Raw genomic sequence first — 21226 nt, forward strand, 5'->3', positions numbered from 1 at the left:
GTGCCCGTCTCCTGGGGCTCCTCACCCGTCCCGGCGGCCGATTCCGGGTACCGGTCCGGCGACGGCGGGGCCGCCCGGCCCGGCGGGCCCGCGCGCCCTCATGACGGGCTCCCGAGCGGGACGGCCGGCACGGCCCCCGGCACCGGGGCGTCCGGGGACCACAGGTCCGCCGGGTCCAGATCGGCGACGCGGTACTTCCCGAGGGCGCTGACCAGCAGCCGCACCTCCAGTGCCAGGGCCTCGACCAGCCGGACCAGGCCCGCCTCCGGGTCCTCGTCCACCGCCAGCAGCGCCGCCCGGCCCAGGCCCACCGCGGTCGCGCCCAGGGCCAGGGCCCGGACCGCCCGGCCGCCCTCCCAGATCCGGCCCGTGGCGAGCAGGTCACCGCCCGGCCGGCCGATCCGGCGCAGGCACTCCCCGAGCGGCAGCCCCACCTGGTCCAGGAACACCCGCGGCGCCCAGCCGGTGCCGCCCTCGGCGCCGTCCACCGTGACCGCGTCGGCGCCCGCCGCCCACGCGGTGGCGGTGGCCGCCGCGATGTCCCGGCCCGGGTGGAACTTCACCCAGGTGCGGGCCAGCGGGAAGTTGTTCCGCATGAACCGCAGCTGCTGGCGGACGATCTCCTCGGTGAAGGTGCCGGGCGTCGCGCACCGCAGCCGCCTGCCTTCGGCCTCGCCCAGCAGGTCCCGTACGGCGAACCGCCCGGCCAGCCGTTCGGCTTCGGCCGCGCCCACCACCGTCATCCCGCCGAGTCCGGGCTTGGCGCCCTGGCCCACCTTGAGTTCGAAGCCGAGCCGGCCGGAGTCGCGCAGCGGCCGGGTCCCCGGGTCGCTGTAGAGGAGGTTCCAGACCTCGGAGTCGGCGTCCTCGGTGGACTGCTGGACGACGACGCCGCCGACCCCGTCCGGGACGGACTCCGCGTAGGCGGCGACCCGTTCGAGCAGGGCCGAGCGGGTGGCCCCGCCGTCGCCGCCGCGGACGTAGCCGTGCACCGGCACCATGTTCTCGCCGATCACCATCGGGATCCCGAGCCGGGCCGCCTGCCGGCCTGCCGCCACCCCGAGGTCACCGCTGCCGGCCCGCGTGGAGCCGAACGCGGAGAGGTACAGCGGCAGTCGGGCCGTGAAACCGCCGATCGACGTGTCCAGGTCCACGTCCTCGTACGAGGGCTCGCGGCCCAGGTCGATCAGCTTCTCCAGCCGCCGCGGCATGAACACCGGCGGCACGATCCGCAGCGCGTCCAGCGCGTCGCCGGCGCCTGCCGGGTACCCGTTCCCGGACCCGTCGGCCTCGGACCCGAAGAGCTCCGCCCCGTAGGCGTCCGCCGCCGGAAACACCTCGGCCGTGCCCGCCCGGGCCCTGGCCCGTACCGCCCGCTCCGGGAAGCCCGGCGCGCCCAGTGTGCCCAGTGCGCTCACGGTGCGATCACCCCCGGCAGCTTCGGGTAGGCGCTGACCTGCCAGAGGGCGTCGAGCCCGGTCAGGTAGCGCACCAGGCGCTGCAGTCCCATGCCGAAGCCGGCGCTGGGCTCGATGCCCTCGCGGGCCAGCTCCAGGTACCACGCGTACTTCGCCGGGTTCTCGCCGCTCTCCCGCATCCGGGTCACGATCGCCGCGTAGCCCGACTCCCGCTCGCTGCCGCTGACCAGCTCGCCGAATCCACCGTGCGCGATCAGGTCGAAGTTCCGCAGTACGCCGGGGCGTTCGGGGTCCTCGCGGTCGTAGAAGCCGCGTGATCCCTTCGGGTAGTCCTCGATGAAGAACGGCCGGTCGGCCTCCAGGGAGAGCACCTTCTCGCCCTCCCAGTCGATCTCCGCGTCCGGACTCTGCGGGTGGCCCTGCCCGATCAGCCGGGCCACCGCCTCCTCGTGCGTGCAGGAGTCGAACTTCCCGGACCGCAGCTCGGCGAAGTCCAGCTCCTCCCGGCCCAGTTCGCGCAGCAGCTCGGGGACGGCCGTCCACACGTGGTCGACCACACCGGTCAGCAGGCCGGCCGCGATCTCCTGCGCGTCGGCCCGGCTGCCGCCCGCCAGCTCCACGTCGATCTGGTGGAACTCCACCAGGTGGCGGCCCGTGCCCGCGGTCTCCGGGGGCTCCACGCGGACGTTCGGGGCGATGTAGAAGAGGCGCGGAAAGCCCTTCAGGGAAGCCTGCTTGTAGAGGATCGCGCTCGTCATCAACTTGTACGGCTGCCCGTAGTAGTCGACGTCCAGCGCCTTCGCGCCGCGCCCGCCCGGATCGGTGACCGGGCCCACCAGCGGCGGCAGCAGCTCCACGAAGCCCTCGCCGCGCAGGAACTGCCGTGCCGCGTGGAGGACTTCCTGCTGGACGAGCATCGCGGACCGCAGCTGCGGCGACCGCAGGTGCTCGCCCAGCGGGGGAGGGGTCGAGAGGTCCATGTCGCTTCCTGTTCGTGGTGGTGGTCGGTGTGCCGGTCGAGTGGTGGGGTCGTGGTGGGAGCGGATCAGGCGGGGGTCCGGGCCGGGCGGGAGCCCGCCCGGGCCCCGCCTCCGGCCCCGGGTGTAGGCGGGCCGTCGTACTGCGAGGCCACCCGGCCGAGCGCCGCCAGCAGCCCGTCCGAGGTCATGGCCCGGGCGGAGGCCGGCCCCGGCCCGCCCGGCACCGGATGGGGGGTGACCGGCATGGCGCCGGTCGCGGACCACCGCAGCCGCCCGCCCGCGTCGATGAAGCTGCGCGAGCGACCGGCGTTGTCGGGGTGCAGGCAGTACGGGACGTCCAGGACTCCCCGGGCGAAAGCGGTGCGCAGGGCCTTCCCGAGGTCCTCGCCGAGTTCGAGCACGGCCTCCACGAAGGCCCGGGCCTCCCGGTACACCTCGCTGTCGGCCGGATCCGCCGCCTCGCGCGGGGGCCCGGTCAGCGCCGCCGTCGCCGCGGCCGTCTCCAGGGCGCGGACGTTCTCCAGCACGGTGGGGATCCGGTGTGCCTCGGCGGCCGTCTTGACGATCAGCCGCTGCGCCCCCGAGGTCACGGCCAGCCGGGCCGAGGCCTCCAGGAGCCGGGTGGCGCCGCGCTCGGTGTGCGGGAAGACGCCCATGTAGGTGTAGAGGACGACGTGCCGGTCGACGTCCGGGGGCAGGAACTCGGCGGCCAGCCGGCGCAGGGCCCGTACCGCCTCCGCGTCCTGGGCGGGGTCGGTCTGCTGCGCGTAGCTCAGGGACACGCTGCGGATGCCGTGCCGGGTGAAGAACAGGCCCTCCAGCAGGCTGATGGCGACCAGAAGTCCGGGAGGGCAGAGCTGGCCGAGCATGCAGCCGCCGAAGCTCTCCACGTGCGCCACCCGCGGGGCCTGGACGAGCGAGGCGAGCAGTTCGCAGCAACGGGCCCAGTTCTCCACGGACTCGGCGAGCGGGGTGCGTCCGTAGGGCAGGCAGTACGAGACCGGTCCGCCCTCCGTGGCGTCGAGCCCGGCGGCGGCGAGCGCCCGGACGATCGCCTCCGGCCGCGAGGAGCCGTGCCGTACCTGGACGGGGAACCCGGCGTCGAACACGCCCGCGAGGAGCGTGCGGGTGAGCTCGGCGGAGTGGGTGGCGATCGGGTAGCCGTTGAGCGGGGTGCCCTCGGCGAGGGCGTCCCGCGCCGCGGCGTGGTCGCCGACCCGGGTGTAGCTGTCGATGGTGAGGGTGCCGACGGTGGTGGCCACGGCGGCCTTGGTCCGCTCCAGGCCGGCCCGCATCCGGCGCGGATCGCCGAAGCCCATCCGCGGCTGGACGACGAGCTGACCGGACGCGGCGGCGTCCGCGACGAACGCGCCGAAGGAGGCCGGGGAAGCCGATGAAGGAGATGAAGGCGAAGGGGCCGGGGGCGGCGAAGGGGAGGACGCGGCGGCCACGTTCGGTGCGGCGAGCGTGGCGGCGGTCATGCGACGGCCTGCCGGGCGGCCGCCTGTCCGGCGGCGGCCCGCGGGGCCGCCCGCGGCACGAGGTGCCGGGCGGTCCGTGAACCCTGTCCGAGGGCGGCGATGAAGGACTTCAGGGCGCCGACGTCACCGTCGTCGAAGACGGCGTCGCAGCCCGCGTCGAGGAGCCGCGTGCGCTGTTCCGGGTCGGCCTCGCCGGCCACGCCGAGCTTCCCGCCGATGACGACGGGAACGGTCAGGCCGCCCCGGCGGACGGCGCGCACGGCGCTCAGCCCGTCCCGGTAGCCGTGCCCGTTGACACTGCTGATGACCACGAGACCGGGCTCCTCGGCCGCGCAGGCGGCGGTCAGGAGCTCGTCCGTCACACAAGGACCCAGATTGGTGACCGGGTGCCCGAGCTCCTCCAGGAGCAGCTGCAGATAGACCAGGTTCCATGTGTGGGAATCCGAAGCCGTACCCGTGAGAAGGATGTTCACATTCCGTCGTCGCATACGGAGAAATATAGGAAGCGACGGCCTCGTCGAGGGGAAGTTGGAGCGGCAGTATGAGGGAAATCAGAAATGCCGGAAGAGGCGATTTAGTAGACAGCGAAAAACCGTGCCCCGCGGTGCGGGACACGGTTTTCCTGAACTGTTCTCAAGGGCTCAGACGTACTGGGCGACCAGGCTCTTGGGGCGGATGTCCGTCCAGTTCTCCTCCACGTAGGCGAGCGCGTCCGCCCGCGGGCCGGCGCCCCAGACCACGTCCCAGCCTGCGGGAACCTCGGCGAAGACGGGCCACAGGGCGTGCTGCCCCTCGGCGTTGACCACGACGTGGAACGTGCCCTCGGTGTCGTCGAAAGGATTGGTCATGACAGGCTCCTCAGTTTCTCGGAAAGAATACGGCCGATGAGTGCAAGCGGTTCGGGTTCGCCCATTCTGGTGTGCGGGACCCCGATGATGTGATTCTCGACACTGCCTTCCACATAGGGAATCCAGTGCTGCGCGAGGGTGTTTTCTGTTTCCCCGTCCTCGATGGCCGCCAGGAACAGCATGTCGGTGGCCACCGGGCGCGGGTCGTACAGGTTCATGATTTCGGCGTGGTTGATGGAGGCCCCGATCACGGACCGGATCTCCCCGTCCGAGAAGGCCCCGAGCACCGGGTCCTTCAGCCGTACCAGACCGATCAGCGCGTCCACGTCGAACGGTGCGTCGGCCGGCTCGTCCGTGGCGTCGCCGACCAGCATGTCCCGCTTCTGCGCCGGGGTCATGTGGCGCCGTACCGGCTCGGTGGGCAGCAGGTGGACGTCCATCATCGCCAGCAGCTCGGTGCGCTCCCCGAGCTCCGCCAGGCGCACGGCGAGGGCGTGGGCGACCGTGCCGCCGAAGGACCAGCCCAGGAAGCGGTACGGGCCCTGCGGCTGGACCTCCCGGATCAGCGGGAGGTAGTCCGCGACCATCTCCTCCACCGAGGCGGGGGAGTGCCCCAGCTCGCTCAAGGCCCGCGCCTGGATCGCGTACAGCGGCTGGTCCGGCCCCAGGTGCTGGGCCAGGCCCGCGTACGGCCAGCCGACCCCGGTGCCGGGATGGATGCAGAACAGCGGCGGCCGCGCCCCGCGGGTGCTCAGCGGCAGCACCACGCCCATCGGGTCGAAACCGCTGGGCTCGTCACCCAGCAGGCCCGCGACCGTCGGGGTGCGGAACAGGTCGCGCACCCCGCGCTCCAGCCCGAGCACGGTCCGCATCCGGCTCACCAGGCGCACGCCGAGCAGCGAATGCCCGCCCAGGCCGAAGAAGTTGTCGTCGATGCCCACCCCCTCCACGCCCAGGACCTCGGCGAACAGGGCGCACAGGATCTCCTCGCGCGGGTTGCGCGGGGGCCGCCCCGAAGGGCGTGCGGCGAGGGCGGGCGCGGGCAGGGCCTTGCGGTCCGGCTTGCCGTTGACGGTCAGCGGGATCGAGTCGAGCAGCACGGCCGCCGACGGGACCATGTGCTCGGGGAGTTCCTCCGCCGCCCAGCGCAACAGCCCCTCGACCGTGAGCCCGTGGCCGGCGCGCGGTACGGCGTAGGCGACGAGCCGCTTGCCGCCCGGGCCGTCCTCGAACACGACCACCGCGACCTGTCCGACGCCGGGGTGGCGGGCCAGGGTCGATTCGATCTCCCCGGGCTCGATCCGGAAGCCGCGCAGTTTGATCTGGCCGTCGGCCCGCCCCACGAAGCGCAGTTCGCCCTCGGGGGTCCAGTGCACGAGGTCGCCCGTGCGGTACATCCGGCCGCCGTCCGCGCCGAACGGGTCGGCGACGAACCGCTCGGCCGTCAGTCCCGGCCGGCCCAGGTACCCGCGGGCCACCTGGGTGCCCGCGATGTACATCTCGCCGGCCACCCCGATGGGGACCGGCCGCAGCCGCTCGTCGAGGACGTGGATCCGGGTGTTGTCCAGGGCCGCGCCCAGGAACACGCCGGGGAGCGTGCGCCGTCCCGCCGGGATCCGCTGCTGGTGCGAGGCGAAGGTGGTCTCGGTCGGTCCGTAGGAGTGCACGAGCACGGTGTCGGGGCAGTGGTCCAGGACCCGCTGGAGGGCGCTCGGGGAGGCCACGTCACCGCCGGTCCAGACCTCGTCGAGGAGCTTGAGGGTGTCCAGGCCCTCGTCGGCCATGATGTGGAAGAGGCCCATGGTGAAGTAGGCCGCGGTCACGCCGTAGGTGCGGACCGTGTGGTCGAGTTCGGCGACGTCTGTGCCGTCTCCGGGGGCGATGACCAGCTGTCCGCCGTTCAGCAGCGGCACCCACAGCTCGTAGGTCGAGGCGTCGAAGCCGATCGCCGAATGGACCAGCATCCGGCGGTGGTTGGCGAGGTTCCAGCAGCGGTCGGTGACCAGTTCCACCACGTTGCGGTGGGTGACTCCGACGCCCTTGGGGCGGCCCGTGGAGCCGGAGGTGAACATCACGTACATCAGGGCGTCCTCGCCGACGGCGATCCCGGGATCGCCCTGCTCTCCGCCGTCCGTGACGCCCGTGCCCGAAGCGCCGGCGCCCCCGTCCTGCGCGGGGTCCGCGGTCAGCACCCGGATACCGGCCGCCGCCTCCTGGAGCACGGCGGGCCGCTCGCGGTGCGACTCCTGCGTCAGCAGCACCCGCGCCGCCACGTCCTCCATGACCATGCGCACCCGTACGTCGGGCAGCCGCGGGTCCAGCGGTACGTAGGCGGCCCCGCACTTGAGCACGGCGAGCGCCGCCACCAGCAGCTCCGGCGTGCGGTCCATCAGGACTCCGACCGCCCCGTCCCGGGCCACGCCCGCCGCCAGCAGCCGGTGCGCGAGGGCGTTGGCGCGGGCGTCGAGGGCCGCGTAGGTCAGGGTCTCCTCCTCGTACGAGACCGCGATCCGGTCCGGGGTGCGCCGGGCCTGGGCGGCGAACCGCTCGTGGACCAGCCCGCAGGCCGCCCGCGGGGTCGCCGTGTCGTTGTACTCGGTGACCAGGCGGAACTCCTCCTCGGCCGAGAGCAGGGCGATGTCCCCGATGCGCTGCCCCGGGTCCTCGGCGACCGCCCGCAGCGTGCGGGCCAGGTGCGCGGCCAGCTGGGCCGCGGTCCCCTCGTCGTAGAGGTCCGTCGCATACTCCAGTACGCCCTCCAGCCCGCCCGGGGCCCCGTCCGCCGTGCGCGTCTCGCGCAGCGACACGGTCAGGTCGAACTTCGTGAACCCGGAGGCCGTCCCCAGCGGGGTTCCGGCCAGCACCGCGTCCGCCTCCGCCGGCGGCTCCGCGGGATGGACCTGCACCACGACCTGCACCAGGGGGTGGTGGGCGGTGGAGCGCGCCGGGTTCAGCTGCTCCACCACCAGGTCGAAGGGGAGGTCCTGGTGTGCGTACGCGGAGAGGTCCGTCTCCTTGACCCGCTCCAGGAGCTCCGCGAACCGGGGGTCGCCGGAGGTGTCGCAGCGCAGCACCAGCGTGTTGACGAAGAAGCCGACCAGGTCGTTCAGCGCCTCGTCGTCGCGCCCCGCCACGACCGTGCCCAGCGGCAGGTCGGTGCCGGCTCCGTGCCGGGTCAGGGTGGCCGCCAGGGCCGCCTGGACCACCATGAACACGCTGGCCCCGTGCTCCAGGGCGAGCCGCTCCAGCCGGGCGTGCGTCCCTGCGTCCAGGGCGAGCGGGGTCGCCGCACCCCGGTGCGTGGCCTCCGCGGGCCGGGTGCGGGCCGCCGTCAGCTCCAGCACCGGGGGTGCGCCGGCCAGGGCCTGCTTCCAGTGGGCGACGTGCCCGGCGGCGGCCTCGCCGTCGAGGGCCGTCCGCTCCCACAGGGTGTAGTCCGTGTACTGCACGGGCAGCGGCCGCCAGCCGGGGGCCCGCCCGTCCTGCCGGGCCGCGTACGCCGTGGCCAGATCGGCCAGCAGCGGGCCCGTCGACCAGCCGTCGGCAGCGATGTGGTGCACGAGCAGGACGAGCACCTGCCCTCCGCCGCTTTCGTACCCGTCCGCGTACCCGACCGCGTACCCGTCCGCGTACCCGTCCGCGTCCGCGGAATCGATCAGCGCGGCCCGGAAGGGGAGTTCGGCCGCCAGGTCGAAGACGTGTCCGGCCGCCGCGTCGACGGCCGCGTCCAGCCCGCCGGGCGGAGCCGCGAGCTGCTCCAGCACCGGCCGCGCCGACTCCAGCACGCGCTGGTACGGCTGCCCGTCCACCGCCGGGTACACGGTCCGCAGCACCTCGTGCCGGCCGGCCACGTCGGCGAGGGCCTCGGCCAGCACCGCCGGGTCCAGCGGCCGGTCCAGGCGCAGGGCGAAGGGGATGGTGTAGGAGCGGCTCGGGCCCTCCAGCTGGTCGACGAACCACAGCCGGCGCTGCGCGTACGACAGCGGGACCAGATCGGGCCGGTCGGCGGCAGCCACCGGGACCAGGGGCGCCCGTCCGGCGCCCGCGCCGTCCCGGGTGAGGCGCAGGGCCAGCCCGGCCGGGGTCGGGGCGAGGAACAGGTCGCGGATCCGGGCCTCCAGGCCGAGGACCGCGCGGATCCGGTTGACCAGCCGGACACCCATCATGGAATGGCCGCCGACCGAGAAGAAGTTGTCGTCCGGGGCCACCCGGTCGATGCCGATGACCTCGGCGAACAGCGTGCAGAGCACCCCCTCGGCGGCGGAGCCCCCGGCGGACGGGGCCTGCGCCGCGCGCACCGCCTCCGCCTCGGCCTGCGCCGCAAGGGCGAGGGCGACGCGGGCCCGGCGTTCGGCGAGCCCGCGCAGCTCCGCCTCGTCGAGCAGCGGGCCGGCGGAGGGCGGCCCGTCGGGGTCGGCGGCCGCCCGGGCCAGGGCCCGTACGAACACGTCCAGCAGCAGCCGCGCGGTCTCCTCGTCGAAGAGGTCCTCCGCGTACTGCCACCACACCTCCAGCCCGCCGTCCGCGGTGGCCACGCAGGCGGCGCTGAGGTCGAACTTGGCCGCCTCCAGGCCCGTTTCCACGAACCGGCCGGTGAGCGGGCCGGACGGCTCCGGGGTCTGCGCTCCCTCGGTGGTCTGCGCGCTCTCCGCCGGGGCGTCCGGCTCCGGCTCCTGGGCGGTCAGCATCACCTGGAAGAACGGGTTGACGGCGAGCGCGCGCTCCGGGGCGAGGTGTTCCACCAGCAGGTCGAAGGGCAGCTCCTGGTGGGCGTAGGCGGCCAGGTCGGCGTCCCGGGCCCGGTCCACGAGCTCCGCGTACGGCACGTCGCCCGATACGTCGGTGCGCAGCACCAGGGTGTTCACGAAGAAGCCCACGAGGGCGTCGAGCGCCTCGTCGCCGCGGCCCGCGACCGGGGTGCCGATCGCGATGTCCGTTCCCGCGCCGACGGCGGCCAACGCTTGGGCCAGGGCCGGCTGGAGGACCATCAGGAGGCTGGCGCCCCGCTCCGCGCCGAGCGCGGTGAGCCGCCGCAGCGCGTCCGCGTCCAGCCGCGCCGTGAGGCTCGCGCCCCGACCGGTCGGCTCGGCCGGGCGGGGGCGGTCGGCGGGCAGGTCCAGTACGGTCGGCATCCCGTCCAGGGCGGCCCGCCAGTGGTCCAGCAGTGCGGACGGGTCCTCCAGGAGCTCGTGCTGCCACAGGGTGTAGTCGGCGTACTGCACCGGCAGCGGCTCCCGTTGGGGTGCGGCGCCGGCCAGCCGCGCCGCGTACGCCTCGCCCAGGTCGCGCAGCAGCGGCCGTACCGACCAGCCGTCGGTGGCGATGTGGTGGGTCAGCAGGGCGAGGGTGGCTCCGCCGTCGCCGGTGGTGAACAGCCGAGCACGGATGGGGAGTTCGCAGGACAGGTCGAAGGTTCCGGCGGTGAACCGGGCCACCAGGGCGTCGAGTTCGCCCGGCACGCACTCCCGTACCCCGAGCGGGACCGGCAGCGGCTCCAGGACGTGCTGGTACGGCTCGGAATCCACGGCCGGGTACACCGTGCGCAGCACCTCGTGGCGCTCCACAACGTCGCCGAGGGCCGCGGCCAGCGCCTCCCGGTCGGGGACGGTGTCCAGGCGCAGCACCAGCGGGAGGTTGTACGTGGTCGAGGGGCCCTCCAGTCCGGCGAGGAACCACAGCCGGCGCTGCGCGAAGGACAGCGGGATCCGGTCCTCGGCGGGCAGCACCGGCCCGTCGAACACCGATTCGGCGCCGGACCGGCCCGCGGGGGGCGCGGTGCGCAGTAGCTTGCGGTCGATCTTTCCGGAGGAGGTACGGGGCAGGGCCTCCACCAGCGTCATGACCGACGGCACGGCAGCGGCAGGCAGTTGGGCCCGTACCCGGGCGCGTAGCGCGTCGGCTTCCACCTCCGGATCCGCGACGACGAAGGCGGCCAGCCGCTTCACGCCGTCCGCGGTCTCCTGCGGCACGACGGCGGCCTCGCGGACCCCCGGGTGGGCGGTGAGCACCGACTCGACGGACGCCGGGTCCACCCGGTGACCGTTGATCTTGACCTCGTCGTCGGCCCGTCCCCGGAACCCGAGCTGCCCGTCCTCCCGTACGAACACCACGTCACCGGTCCGGTACGCGCGCTCGCCGCCCAGGGCCGCGAAGCGCCCCCCGGTCAGCTCCGGCCGGCCCAGGTATCCGTGGGCCAGCCCTCCGCCGAGCAGCCACAGCTCACCGTCCACGACGGCCGCGCGGACCCCCGGAAGCGGCTCGCCGATCGGCACCGGGCCGCCCGGGTGCCGGGAGAGGTCGGCGACGGTGGCGACGACCGTGGCCTCGGTCGGGCCGTACGTGTTCAGCAGCCGCACCCGGTCCGGATCCACGGCCCGGCACCACTGGGCCACCCGCTCGGGCAGTGCGGCCTCGCCCCCGATGACCACCGTGCGTACCGTGGAAGGGAGTTCGGCGATGCCCGCGTCGAGGGCGTGGGCCAGCTCGTGCCAGTAGGCCGTGGGGAGGTCCAGTACGGTCACGCCGTGCGCGGTGCACCCCGCCAGCAGCCCGGGCACGTCCAGCATCTCCTCGTCGCGCAGCACCAGGGTGGCGCCGGCGCCCAGGGTCAGGAACACCTCCTCGACGCTCGCGTCGAAGTGCAGCGGCGCGAACTGCAGGACCCGGTCCTCGGCGGTGATGCCGTAGCGGACCGTCGCCCCGGCCGTGAAGTGGGCCAGGGCGTCCTGCCCGACCACCACCCCGTTGGGGGTTCCCGTCGAACCGGAGGTGTAGATCACGTACGCGGTGTCCTCGGGGACACCGGGGCCGGGGAGGGCGAACTCGCCGTGCGGCGGCCGGACTTCCTGCCCGGCGCAGTCCGCCAGGATGGCGGCCGTACGGGCGGCCGGGGCGCCGGGGTCCAGCGGCAGGTAGGCGGCGCCGGTCCGCAGGGCGGCCAGCAGCCCCACCACCGCGTCGATCCCGCGCGGCCGGTGCACGGCCACCAGCCGGCCGGGCCCGGCACCCTCGGCGGCCAGCTCCTCGGCACGGAACGCCACGGCGAGGGCGAGCTGCCCGTACGTCATCCGGCGCTCGCCGTGCACCAGGGCGAGCCGCTCGGCGCCGTCGGCGACCCGGGCGTCGATCCGGTCGAGCACGCGGGGCGCCGGGGTGATCGCCGGGCCGCCGTCCAGGACGGCGGAGGCGGTGGGGGCGGTCGAGGGCATCGCGGAGCCTCCAGGCGGGGGAATGGATGCGGAGCGGAGTCCGTGCCCCCAAGCTAGACACCGCACCCCACCCCACCGGGCAGTCCCCGCGGCAGCTCCCCGGCCCCCTTCTGCCGCTCCGAACTGCCGGTCCCCGGGGGCGTACGTGTGCCTCCGGCGGCTTCGGGACGCGGATCCGGGGGTGTGCGTGTGCCTCCGGCGGTTTCGGGACGTGAATCCCTGGGGTGTGCGTGTGCCTCCGGCGGTTTCGGGACGTGAATCCCTGGGGTGTGCGTGTGCCTCCGGCGGTTTCGGGACCTGAATCCCGGGGTGTGCGTGTGCCTCCGGCGGTTTCGGGACCTGAATCCCGGGGTGTGCGTGCGCCTCCGGCGGCTTCGGGACGCGGATCCCGGGGGCGTGCACCTCCGGTGTGCGATCCGGTGCGTCGACGGCGACCTCGGCTCGTGCACCGGGCCGGTCCCCGGCCGGCCACCGGGGAACGGCGCCGCGCGCGGCAACAGGGGTCCGGGCGGAGCCCGGGGAACGGTGGAAGGGCGGGTAGGGGACTCAGCCCCGCGCAGCGGAGCACAGGCCGGGCCCGGACCGGACCCGGACCGGAACGGCCCTGGCCCGGACCGGAACGGCCCTGGCCCGGACCGGAACGGCCCTGGCCCGGGTCGTTGTTGAGCCGCTCGGGAGCTTGCCCCCCATGACGCAGAGGTCCTCCCAGGCAGACTGCCGGGGAGGACCTCTGCGTCATACAGGGCGCGTGTCGGGCAGGGGCGCCCTACGGCGCCGCTACGGCTGGCGGACCCGGGAGCCCGCGCGGGTGCGGCGGCGCAGGGCCGGCGGCGGGGTCGGCGGGACCGGGGGCGCGGACGCCAGCAGCGCCGCCAGCCGGGCCGGGGTCGGGTGCCGGAACACCTCGCGCAGGGTCAGCTCCCGGCCCAGCTCCGCCTTGATCCGGTTGACCAGCCGGACCGCCAGCAGGGAATGCCCGCCGGACTTGAAGAAGTTGTCGTCCGGGCCGAGCTGCCCCCGTTCCAGCACCTCCGCGAACAGCCGCAACAGCGCCGGCGCCAGCCGGTCGTCAGCACGCCGGTCGTCACCGCGCTGGTCGTCACTGCGCCGGTCATCGCCGCCCGGTGAGGGCGCCGCGCTGGCGGCCCCGGTCGGGTCCTGGGACCGGTCCGAGGTCCCGGTCGGGTCCTGGGACCGGTCCGAGGTCCCGGTCGGGTCCTGGGACCGGCTCGTGGCCCCGGCGGAGGTCCGGGCCGCGCCCTGAGCCTGCGCCGCGGACCCGGCAGCGGGTCGTGCCGCCTCCTGTTCCGGTGCCGCCCCCGCGAGGAGGCGTACCGTCGAGGGGACCGCGTACTCCGGCAGCCGCTCCGCCGCCCACTCCTGCAGGGCCGGCTCGGACAGCGGGCCGGCCGGGTCCTCCCGGTCCAGTACCTCCGCGACGAGGCGGTCCTCCACCACGCGGACCCGCGCCCCGGCCACCGCCGGGTGCTCCGCGAGCACCGCGGCGACGTGTTCCACGTCGATCCGGTAGCCGCCGGCCAGCGGCCGCGCACCCCGCCGGTCGGCCGGCGCCGGGAGGTCGCCGATCCGGCGGCCCGGGTCGGCGCCGAACAGCTCCAGTGCCGCGACGAGCAGCCCGGCCAGGCGCTCGGCGCCGGCCTCCCCGTACAGGTCGGTGGCGTACTCCAGGACGCCCGAGAGGCCGCCTTCGGCCTGTTCCGTCAGGGCGAAGGTCAGGTCGGCCTTCGCCGTCGCCGACCCGTACGGCAGCTCCCTGCCCGCCAGCGGCCCGCCGGCCGTGAGGGCGTTCGCGGCCGCGTCCGCCCGGTTGACCTGGAGCATCACCTGCACCAGCGGATGGTGGGCCGCGGACCGGAGCGGGTTCACGTGCTCCACGAGCAGGTCGAAGGGCAGCTCCTGGTGCGCGTACGCGGCCAGGCCCGCCTCCCGGACCCGCCCGAGCAGCTCCCCGAAGGTCGGGTCGCCGTCGGTGTCGGTGCGCAGGACAAGGGTGTTGACGAAGAAGCCGACCAGTCCGGACAGGGCGTCGTCGCCGCGCCCGGCCACCGTCGTGCCGAGCGCGAGGTCCGTGCCCGCTCCGAGCCGGGTGAAGGCCGCGGCGAGAGCCGCCTGCACCACCATGAAGAGCGTGGCGCCCTGGGCGTGGGCGAGGCGCAGGAGCCGGCCATGGGTGTCCGGGGACACCGCGAAACCGGTGAGGGCTCCGCGCCCGGAGGGCTCGGCGGGCCGGTGCCGGTCCGCCGGCAGGTCGATCAGCGGGGGCAGGCCGGCCAGGGTCCGCTGCCAGAAGTCCAGTTGGGGCCGGGCGTCGGCGAGCAGCTCCCGCTGCCACAGCGTGTAGTCGGCGTACTGCACCGGAAGCGGCGGCGTGCCGGGGGACCGGCCGGCGAGCCGGGCCTCGTACGCGGCGGCCAGATCGGCCAGCAGGGGCCCCGTGGACCAGCCATCGGCCGCGATGTGGTGCAGCAGCAGGACCAGTGTCTGCGGACCCTCCCCGTCCGGCAGGAACAGCCAGGCCCGCAGCGGGAGATCGCGGGTCAGGTCGAAGACGTGCCCCGCCGCCTCGTCCACGGCGGCGCCGACGTCCTGCGGTCGGGCCAGCTCCAGCTGCGGCCGGGCCCGCTCCAGCACCCGCTGGTACGGTTCGCCGCCCTCGGCCCCGTACACCGTGCGCAGCACCTCGTGCCGGGACACCACGTCGGCCAGGGCGTCGGCGAGCGCCGCCGGGTCCAGCGGCCGGTCCAGGCGCCGCACCAGGGCGATGTTGTAGGCGGGGGAGGGGCCCTCCAGCTGGTCGGTGAACCACAGCCGGCGCTGCGCGTACGACAGCGGAAGCCGCTCGGGCCGCCGCTCCACGGGCTCCAGGGCGGGCCGGGCGCCGGCCGGGCCCGCCGCGGCGAGCCGCCGGTGCAGGGCCGTGGCCGTGGGCGCCAGGAACAGGTCGCGGATGCCCGCCTCGACCCCGAGCACCGCCCGGATCCGGTTGACGAGCTTGCTGGCGAGCAGTGAATGCCCGCCCGATTTGAAGAAGTTGGCGTCGGCGGCGATCCGCTCGCGCCCCAGCACCTCGGCGAAGAGCCCGCAGAGGATCTCCTCCCGGGGCGAGAGCGCCACGGGCGCCGCAGCCGTCGGCCCGTGCGCAGCCGCAGCCGTAGCAGCAGCAGCAGCCGTAGCAGCCGCCGCCGCGGCGAGGCGCTCCCGGCGCCGGGCGAGCCCCGTACCCTCCTCGGCCGTCACCAGCTCCAGCGCGCCCAGCCGGGTCTGCGCCGAGTCCGCGAACGCGCGCAGCGCCCGTACGTACACCGCCAGCAGCAGCCGCGCCGTCTCCTCGTCGAAGAGGTCCTCGGCGTACTGCACGTGCACGTCCAGTCCGCCGGGCGCGCCGTCCGCACCCCGCCGTGCGGCGCAGTGGAAGGACAGGTCGAACTTGGCGGCGCCGAGGTCCGTGCTCGTCGCCCGCCCCCGGACCCCGCCGAGCCGCACGGTGTCGTCCGCGGCCTCCTGCACCGTCAGCATCACCTGGAAGAAGGGGTGTTCGCCCAGGGCCCGGCCCGGCTCGGCGAGCTGCTCCACCAGCACGTCGAAGGGCAGGTCCTGGTGGTCGAAGGCGGCCAGGTCAGCGTCCCGTACCCGCTCGACGAACGCGCCGACCGTAGGGTCACCGGACAGATCGGTGCGCAGCACCAGGGAGTTGACGAAGCAGCCCACCAGATCGTGCAGGTCCTGGTCGGGCCGGCCCGCCACCGGGGTGCCGATCGCCAGGTCCTCCCCGGCCCCGGCCGCGGACAGGGCCGCAGCCAGGGCGGAGCGGGCCACCATGAACAGGCTGGCCCGGTGCCCGCGCGCCAGGGAGAGCAGCGCGCGGTGCGCCCCGGCGTCCAGCCCGGCCGACACCGTCACCGCCCGCCCCGAGGGCTCGGCCGGCCGGGGCCGGTCCGTCGGCAGGGGGGTACGGGACGGCATGCCGTCCAGTGCCGTCTTCCAGAAGCCGAGCAGCCCCGCCGGATCCGCCAGCAGCTCGCGCTGCCACAGGGCGTAGTCGGCGTACTGCACCGGCAGCGCCCGCCAGGCGGGTGCCCGGCCCGTGCGCCGGGCCTCGTAGGCCTCGCCCAGGTCCCGCAGCAGCGGGGCGATCGACCACCCGTCGGTCGCGATGTGGTGGACCAGCAGCACCAGTACCGCGGCGCCGTCCCCCGGAAGGAAGAGCCGGGCCCGCAGAGGCGGCCGCACCGCGAGGTCGAAGGGCTCCCGGCCGAAGCCGGCGACCAGCCCCTCCAGGTCCTGCGGGGCGCACCGCGTCACCTCCAGCCCGGAGGTCTCCAGGCCGGAGGCCCCGGCCACGCCGACCACCCGCTGGTACGGTTCGCCGCCCTCGGAGCCGTACACGGTGCGCAGCACCTCGTGCCGCCCCACCACGTCACCCAGCGCTGCCGTGAGCGCCACCCGGTCCGGGACCTCCGCCAGCCGCAGCACCAGCGGCGCGTTGTACGTCGCGGAAGGCCCCTCGATCCGGTCCAGCAGCCACAGCGCCCGCTGCGCCGCCGACAGCGGGAGCCGCTCCGGCCGGTCCGCCGCGGCCGTCAGCGCCGGCCTGCTCGTGGCCGCGCCGCCCAGTTCGGCGAGACGCCGGTGCAGCGCGGTCGGGGTCGGGGCCAGGAACAGGTCGCGGATGCCGAGCTCCAGGCCGAGCGCGCCCCGGATCCGGTTGACCAGCTTGCTCGCCAGCAGCGAATGGCCCCCCGATTTGAAGAAGTTGGCGTCGGCGCCCTGGGTCTCGCGGCCCAGCACCTCCGCGAACAGTCCGCACAGGATCTCCTCGCGCGGCGACAGGACGTCGCGGCGCACCGGCCCGGCCGAAGCCGGAGCGGCCGCGTCCGGGGCAGCCGCCGCGTGCCGGGCGGCCAGTGCCCGGGATTCCCCGGCCGTCACCAGGTCCAGCTCGCCGAGGAGCCGGTCCGGGTCCTGCGCCGCGGCGGCGAACGCGCCCAGGGCCCGTGCGTACACCTCCAGGAGCAGCCGCGCCGTCTCCTCGTCGAAGAGGTCCACCGCGTACTGGAGGGCGAGCTCGATCCCGTCGGGGGCGCCGTCCGCGGTGTACCGCTCCGCGCAGTACCAGGTGAGGTCGAACTTGGCCGCGTCCAGGCCGACATCCTCCAGCCGTCCGCGGATCCCGCCGGCCAGTTCCACCGGCTCGGACGACCCGGCGCCCGCGTCCACCGTCAACATCGTCTGGAAGAAGGGGTGGTGGCCCAGGGCCCGTTCCGGTGCGAGCCGTTCCACCAGCAGGTCGAAGGGAAGCTCCTGGTGCTCGTACGCGGCCAGATCGGCGTCCCGTACCCGTCCCAGCAGCGCGCCGACCGAGGGATCGCCCGACAGATCCGTCCGCAGGGCAAGGGAGTTGACGAAGAAGCCGACCAGGTCGTACAGGTCCTCGTCGGGCCGCCCCGCGACGGGCGCACCGATCACGACGTCCTCGCCCGCCCCGGCGGCCGACAGCGCCGCCGCCAGCGCGGCGCGCGCCGCCATGGTCAGGCTCGCCCGGTGGCCGCGGGCCAGGGCAAGCAGCCCGCGGTGGCCGGCCGCGTCCAGCCGGGAGGTCACGGTGGCGCCCCGGCCCGACGGTTCCGCCGGGCGCGGCCGGTCGGCGGGCAGGGCGATGACCTGCGGAGCGCCGGCCAGGACCTCCCGCCAGTGCGCCAGCTGCTCGTGGGCGAGGCTGTCCGGGTCGGCGGGGTCGCCGAGCAGCTCGTGCTGCCACTGGCTGTAGTCCGCGTACTGGACCGGCAGCGGCTCCCGGTCCGGTGCCCGGCCCGCGAGGCGGTCCCCGTAGGCCTCGGCGAGGTCGCGCAGCAGGGGGCGTACGGACCATCCGTCGGTGGCCACGTGGTGGATGAGCAGGACGAGTACCGAGGTCCCGTCGCCCGGGAGCAGCAGCCGGGCGCGCAGCGGCGGTTCGGCGGTGATGTCGATCGCCTGCCGGGTGAACGCGGCGACGGCGGCGTCCAGTTCACCGGGCGAGCAGTCTCCCGTGGTGAGCCCGGGTACCGCGGCGGCCGCCAGCACCCGCTGGTACGGCTCCGCGTCGGCCCCGGCCGGCAGCACGGTCCGCAGCACCTCGTGCCGCTCCACCACATCGGCCAGCGCGGCGCCGAGGGCCGCGGTGTCGGGCACCGCGTCCAAGTGCACGACCACGGGGGCGTTGTAGGTGGCGGACGGTCCGTGGAGCCGGCCCAGGAACCACAGCCGGCGCTGGGCGAACGACAACGGGATCTCGGTCATGTCCTGACTGTCCTAACTGTCCTGGCGCGCGGTGGCCGCGTCGGCGCTGGCACCGGCGGTGGCCGCGACGAGCGTGTCGAGGTGGGAGGCGAGGTCCCGCAGGCGCGGGTTGGCGTAGACCGCCTTCACCGGCAGGGCGACGCCCAGTTCGGCCCGGACCCGCGACACCAGCTTGATGGCGAGGAGCGAATGGCCGCCCAGCTTGAAGAAGTTGTCGTCGGGGCCGATGCGGGAGGCGCCGAGCACCGCCGCCCAGACGCCCGCGATCAGCTCCTGCGACCGGGTCAGGCCCTCGGCGGCCGGGACGGGCCCGGGGGAGGCGGCGGCCGGGGCGGGCAGCGCGGCCCGGTCCAGCTTGCCGTTGGTGGTGGTCGGGAAGCGCTCCAGCGCGACGAAGGCCGCCGGGAGCATGTAGGCGGGCAGCGCCGCCCCCAGGTGCTCGCGCAGCGCGCCCTCGGTGACACCGGTGGCCCCGCCCGACGCGGCGCGGTAGTACGCCACCAGCCCGGGCGCCCCGTGCACCTCGTCGAGGAGCACGACGGCCGCCTCCGCGACCCCCTCGACCGCCGTCAGCGCGGCCTCGATCTCCGGGAGCTCGATGCGGTGCCCGCGCAGCTTGACCTGCCCGTCGGCCCGGCCCAGGTAGCCCAGCCGGCCTTCGGGCAGCAGCCGTACGAGGTCGCCCGTGCGGTACATCCGCCCGCCGTACGCGGCGTCCGCGCCCGAGTCGGCGGTGAACCGCTCCGCCGTCAGGGCGGGCCGGCGCCGGTAGCCGCGGCCCACGCGCGGGCCGGCCAGGTACAGCTCGCCGCTACCGCCCTCGGCGACCGGGTTCAGCTGCTCGTCGAGCACCCGCATGCGCAGTCCGGGCAGCACGCTGCCGATGTGCGGCTCGTCGGCGCCGTCGATCCAGCCGGCCGTGGAGTCCACCGTGCACTCGGTGGGCCCGTAGAGGTTCACCGTGCGCAGGACGCCCTGCGCCCCCTTCGCCGCGAGGCGCCGCCACAGCTCCGGGCCGACCGCCTCCCCGCCGATGAGGAGCGTCAGCGGGCGCGGCCCGCCGTCCGCGCTCAGCAGGTCCAGCAGCGGCTCGGCGTGCGAGGGGGTGATGTCGAGGTCGGTCAGGGCCTGTTCGTCGACGAACCGGGCCAGCAGCGCCGGGTCGGCGCGGGTCTCCTCGTCGATCATCACCAGGGTGTCGCCGCGGCAGATGCGCACCCACTGCTGCACGGACGCGTCGAAGGAGGGGGAGGCGTTCCAGCCGACCCGGCCGCCCTCGGTGGCCGCGATCCCCGCGCCCTCCAGCTCGGCGAGCAGCGCCGAGGCGGCGGCCCGGCCGATCTCCACGCCCTTGGGACGGCCGGTCGAACCGGAGGTGTAGATCACGTAGGCGAGGGTGTCGGCGGACACGGCCACCGGGGCGTACGCGGACTCGGAGGCACCGTCCGGCGCGGTCAGTTCGGCCAGGGACAGGTGCTCGGTACCGGCGGCGAGCGGCTCGGAGTCGGTACCGGCCGTCACGACCAGGTCGGCGCCGGAGTCCTCGACCAGGTAGCGGCGCCGCTCGGCGGGCAGCTTCGGGTCGACCGGCAGGTAGGCGGCGCCCGCGGTCAGGGTGCCGATCAGCGCGGCCACGAGGCCGGCGCCGCGCGGCAGGGCGAGGGCGACCACGCTCTCGGGCCCGATGCCGCGGGCCGTGAGGCGGGCGGCGATCCGCATGGCCTCGGCGCGCAGCGCGCCGAAGGTCAGCTCGCGGTCGGCCGCGACGACGGCGGTCCGCGCGGCGGGGACCAGCGCGAGTCGGTCCATGAGGTCGGCGACGGTGCGCCGGGTGTCGTCCGGCAGGGACGCTGAGGTACGGGAACGCTCGGGAAGCACGGCGGTCATGGTGGTCACTCCCCGGCGAAAACGGTGGTGGACGGCTGGGTGGCGGGGGCGCAGTCGGCCAGGGCCACCGGCTCTCCCATGGCGACCAGGATCTTGCGGTCGCCCTTGTAGGCCTCGCGGCCGTGGGCGCACAGGATGTTGTCGACGAGCATCAGGTCGCCCTGCTGCCAGGTCTCGCGGACCGTGACGCGGTCGTACACCTCGTTGATCGCGTCGACCTCGGCGTCCGTCAGGCGCGTCCCGTCGCCCAGGTAGGTGTTGAAGGGCAGGCCGTCCTCGCCGTACGTCTCCACGAGCACCTCGCGGATGTCGGGGTCCAGGGTGCGGCTGTTCCAGAAGGCGAAGTGGTTGAACCAGGTCCGCTCGCCGGTGGCGGGGTGGGTGACGATCGCCGACCGGCGCTGCCGGGTGATCATCGAGTCGTCCTCCTCGACCCATTCGTAGCCGACCGTGTTCTCCTCGCAGTAGGCCTCCGCGACGGCCTTGTCCTCGGTCGCGAACGTCTTGTACCAGGGCAGGCCCGCGAGCTCCGAGTAGTTGCGCACGAGCAGCCAGCCGGCCCGGGCGAACCGCTCCACCAGCTCCGGCGGCAGCAGGCGCAGCGCCTCCCGCATGTCACCGACCGTGGTGGCGCCGCCCTCCTCGGGGGCGATCACGCAGCCGAACAGCAGCACGCCGGGGAAGTCGAGGGTGTAGCTGTTCTCGTTGTGGAGCCGGATCGGCTGCACGGCCGGCAGGTCGGTGGAGGAGAAGACGCCCTCGCCGAAGTCGGTGCGCGGGGTCGCCTTCTCCTTGTAGCCGGCGCGCTGCTGGATCAGCGCGTCGCGGGCGGCGGCGAAGCTCGCCGCGTCCGAGACCGGCAGCCCGCGCAGGAGGACCGCACCCGAACGGTGCAACTCGGCCTGGATGTCGCCGCGGTGGGCGTTCAGCCAGGCGACGGCCGTCTCCAGGTCGGCGCCGGCCGGGGTCTGGACGACGACGGGCTTGCCCGCCTCGCGGATCGGGCGGATACCGGTGTCGGCCGGGGCGTCTGCGAACGTGGTCATGGAAAGTCCTTAAGGGGGCGCGGAGTTGAAAAGACCGAGGTGTGAAGGAGGAAGCGGC

At 74.9% G+C, this 21226-nt stretch carries 9 protein-coding genes; all 9 read right to left on the reverse strand.

Annotation, left to right across the window (positions count from 1 at the left end):
- Window positions 1-98: 98 nt before the first annotated feature.
- Window positions 99-1409: a glutamate synthase-related protein gene (locus tag ACFWNV_RS11775; RefSeq protein WP_383944412.1), complete on the reverse strand. Its 1311-nt coding sequence runs from the start codon at window positions 1407-1409 to the stop codon at window positions 99-101.
- A gap of 5 nt (window positions 1410-1414) precedes the next feature.
- Window positions 1415-2398: an asparagine synthetase A gene (locus ACFWNV_RS11780; RefSeq protein ID WP_383944273.1), complete on the reverse strand. Its 984-nt coding sequence runs from the start codon at window positions 2396-2398 to the stop codon at window positions 1415-1417.
- A gap of 65 nt (window positions 2399-2463) precedes the next feature.
- A complete protein-coding gene (locus tag ACFWNV_RS11785; protein WP_383944275.1) occupies window positions 2464-3879 on the reverse strand; it encodes a methylaspartate mutase in 1416 nt (471 codons plus the stop codon).
- The gene (locus ACFWNV_RS11790) at window positions 3876-4367 is read right to left on the reverse strand and encodes a cobalamin B12-binding domain-containing protein (protein WP_383944278.1); all 492 of its coding nucleotides are present in this window, start codon (window positions 4365-4367) and stop codon (window positions 3876-3878) included. Before ACFWNV_RS11790 ends, ACFWNV_RS11785 begins: the two co-directional genes overlap by 4 nt.
- A 153-nt stretch (window positions 4368-4520) precedes the next feature.
- Entirely contained in the window at window positions 4521-4727 is a 207-nt protein-coding gene (locus tag ACFWNV_RS11795) for an MbtH family protein (RefSeq protein WP_383944281.1), read from the reverse strand.
- The gene (locus ACFWNV_RS11800) at window positions 4724-11935 is read right to left on the reverse strand and encodes an amino acid adenylation domain-containing protein (RefSeq protein ID WP_383944284.1); all 7212 of its coding nucleotides are present in this window, start codon (window positions 11933-11935) and stop codon (window positions 4724-4726) included. Before ACFWNV_RS11800 ends, ACFWNV_RS11795 begins: the two co-directional genes overlap by 4 nt.
- A gap of 777 nt (window positions 11936-12712) precedes the next feature.
- Window positions 12713-18235 (reverse strand): condensation domain-containing protein, encoded by a 5523-nt coding sequence (locus ACFWNV_RS11805; RefSeq protein ID WP_383944287.1) that lies wholly within the window; start codon window positions 18233-18235, stop codon window positions 12713-12715.
- Window positions 18236-18247: 12 nt separating this feature from the next.
- On the reverse strand, window positions 18248-20122 hold the full coding sequence (locus ACFWNV_RS11810; RefSeq protein WP_383944289.1) for an amino acid adenylation domain-containing protein: 1875 nt from the start codon (window positions 20120-20122) through the stop codon (window positions 18248-18250).
- 5 nt (window positions 20123-20127) lie between these two features.
- Window positions 20128-21168, reverse strand: coding sequence for a TauD/TfdA family dioxygenase (locus ACFWNV_RS11815; RefSeq protein ID WP_383944292.1), 1041 nt, complete (start codon window positions 21166-21168; stop codon window positions 20128-20130).
- Window positions 21169-21226: the final 58 nt, after the last annotated feature.

Source organism: Streptomyces sp. NPDC058401, from assembly GCF_042722885.1.
GTDB lineage: Bacteria > Actinomycetota > Actinomycetes > Streptomycetales > Streptomycetaceae > Streptomyces.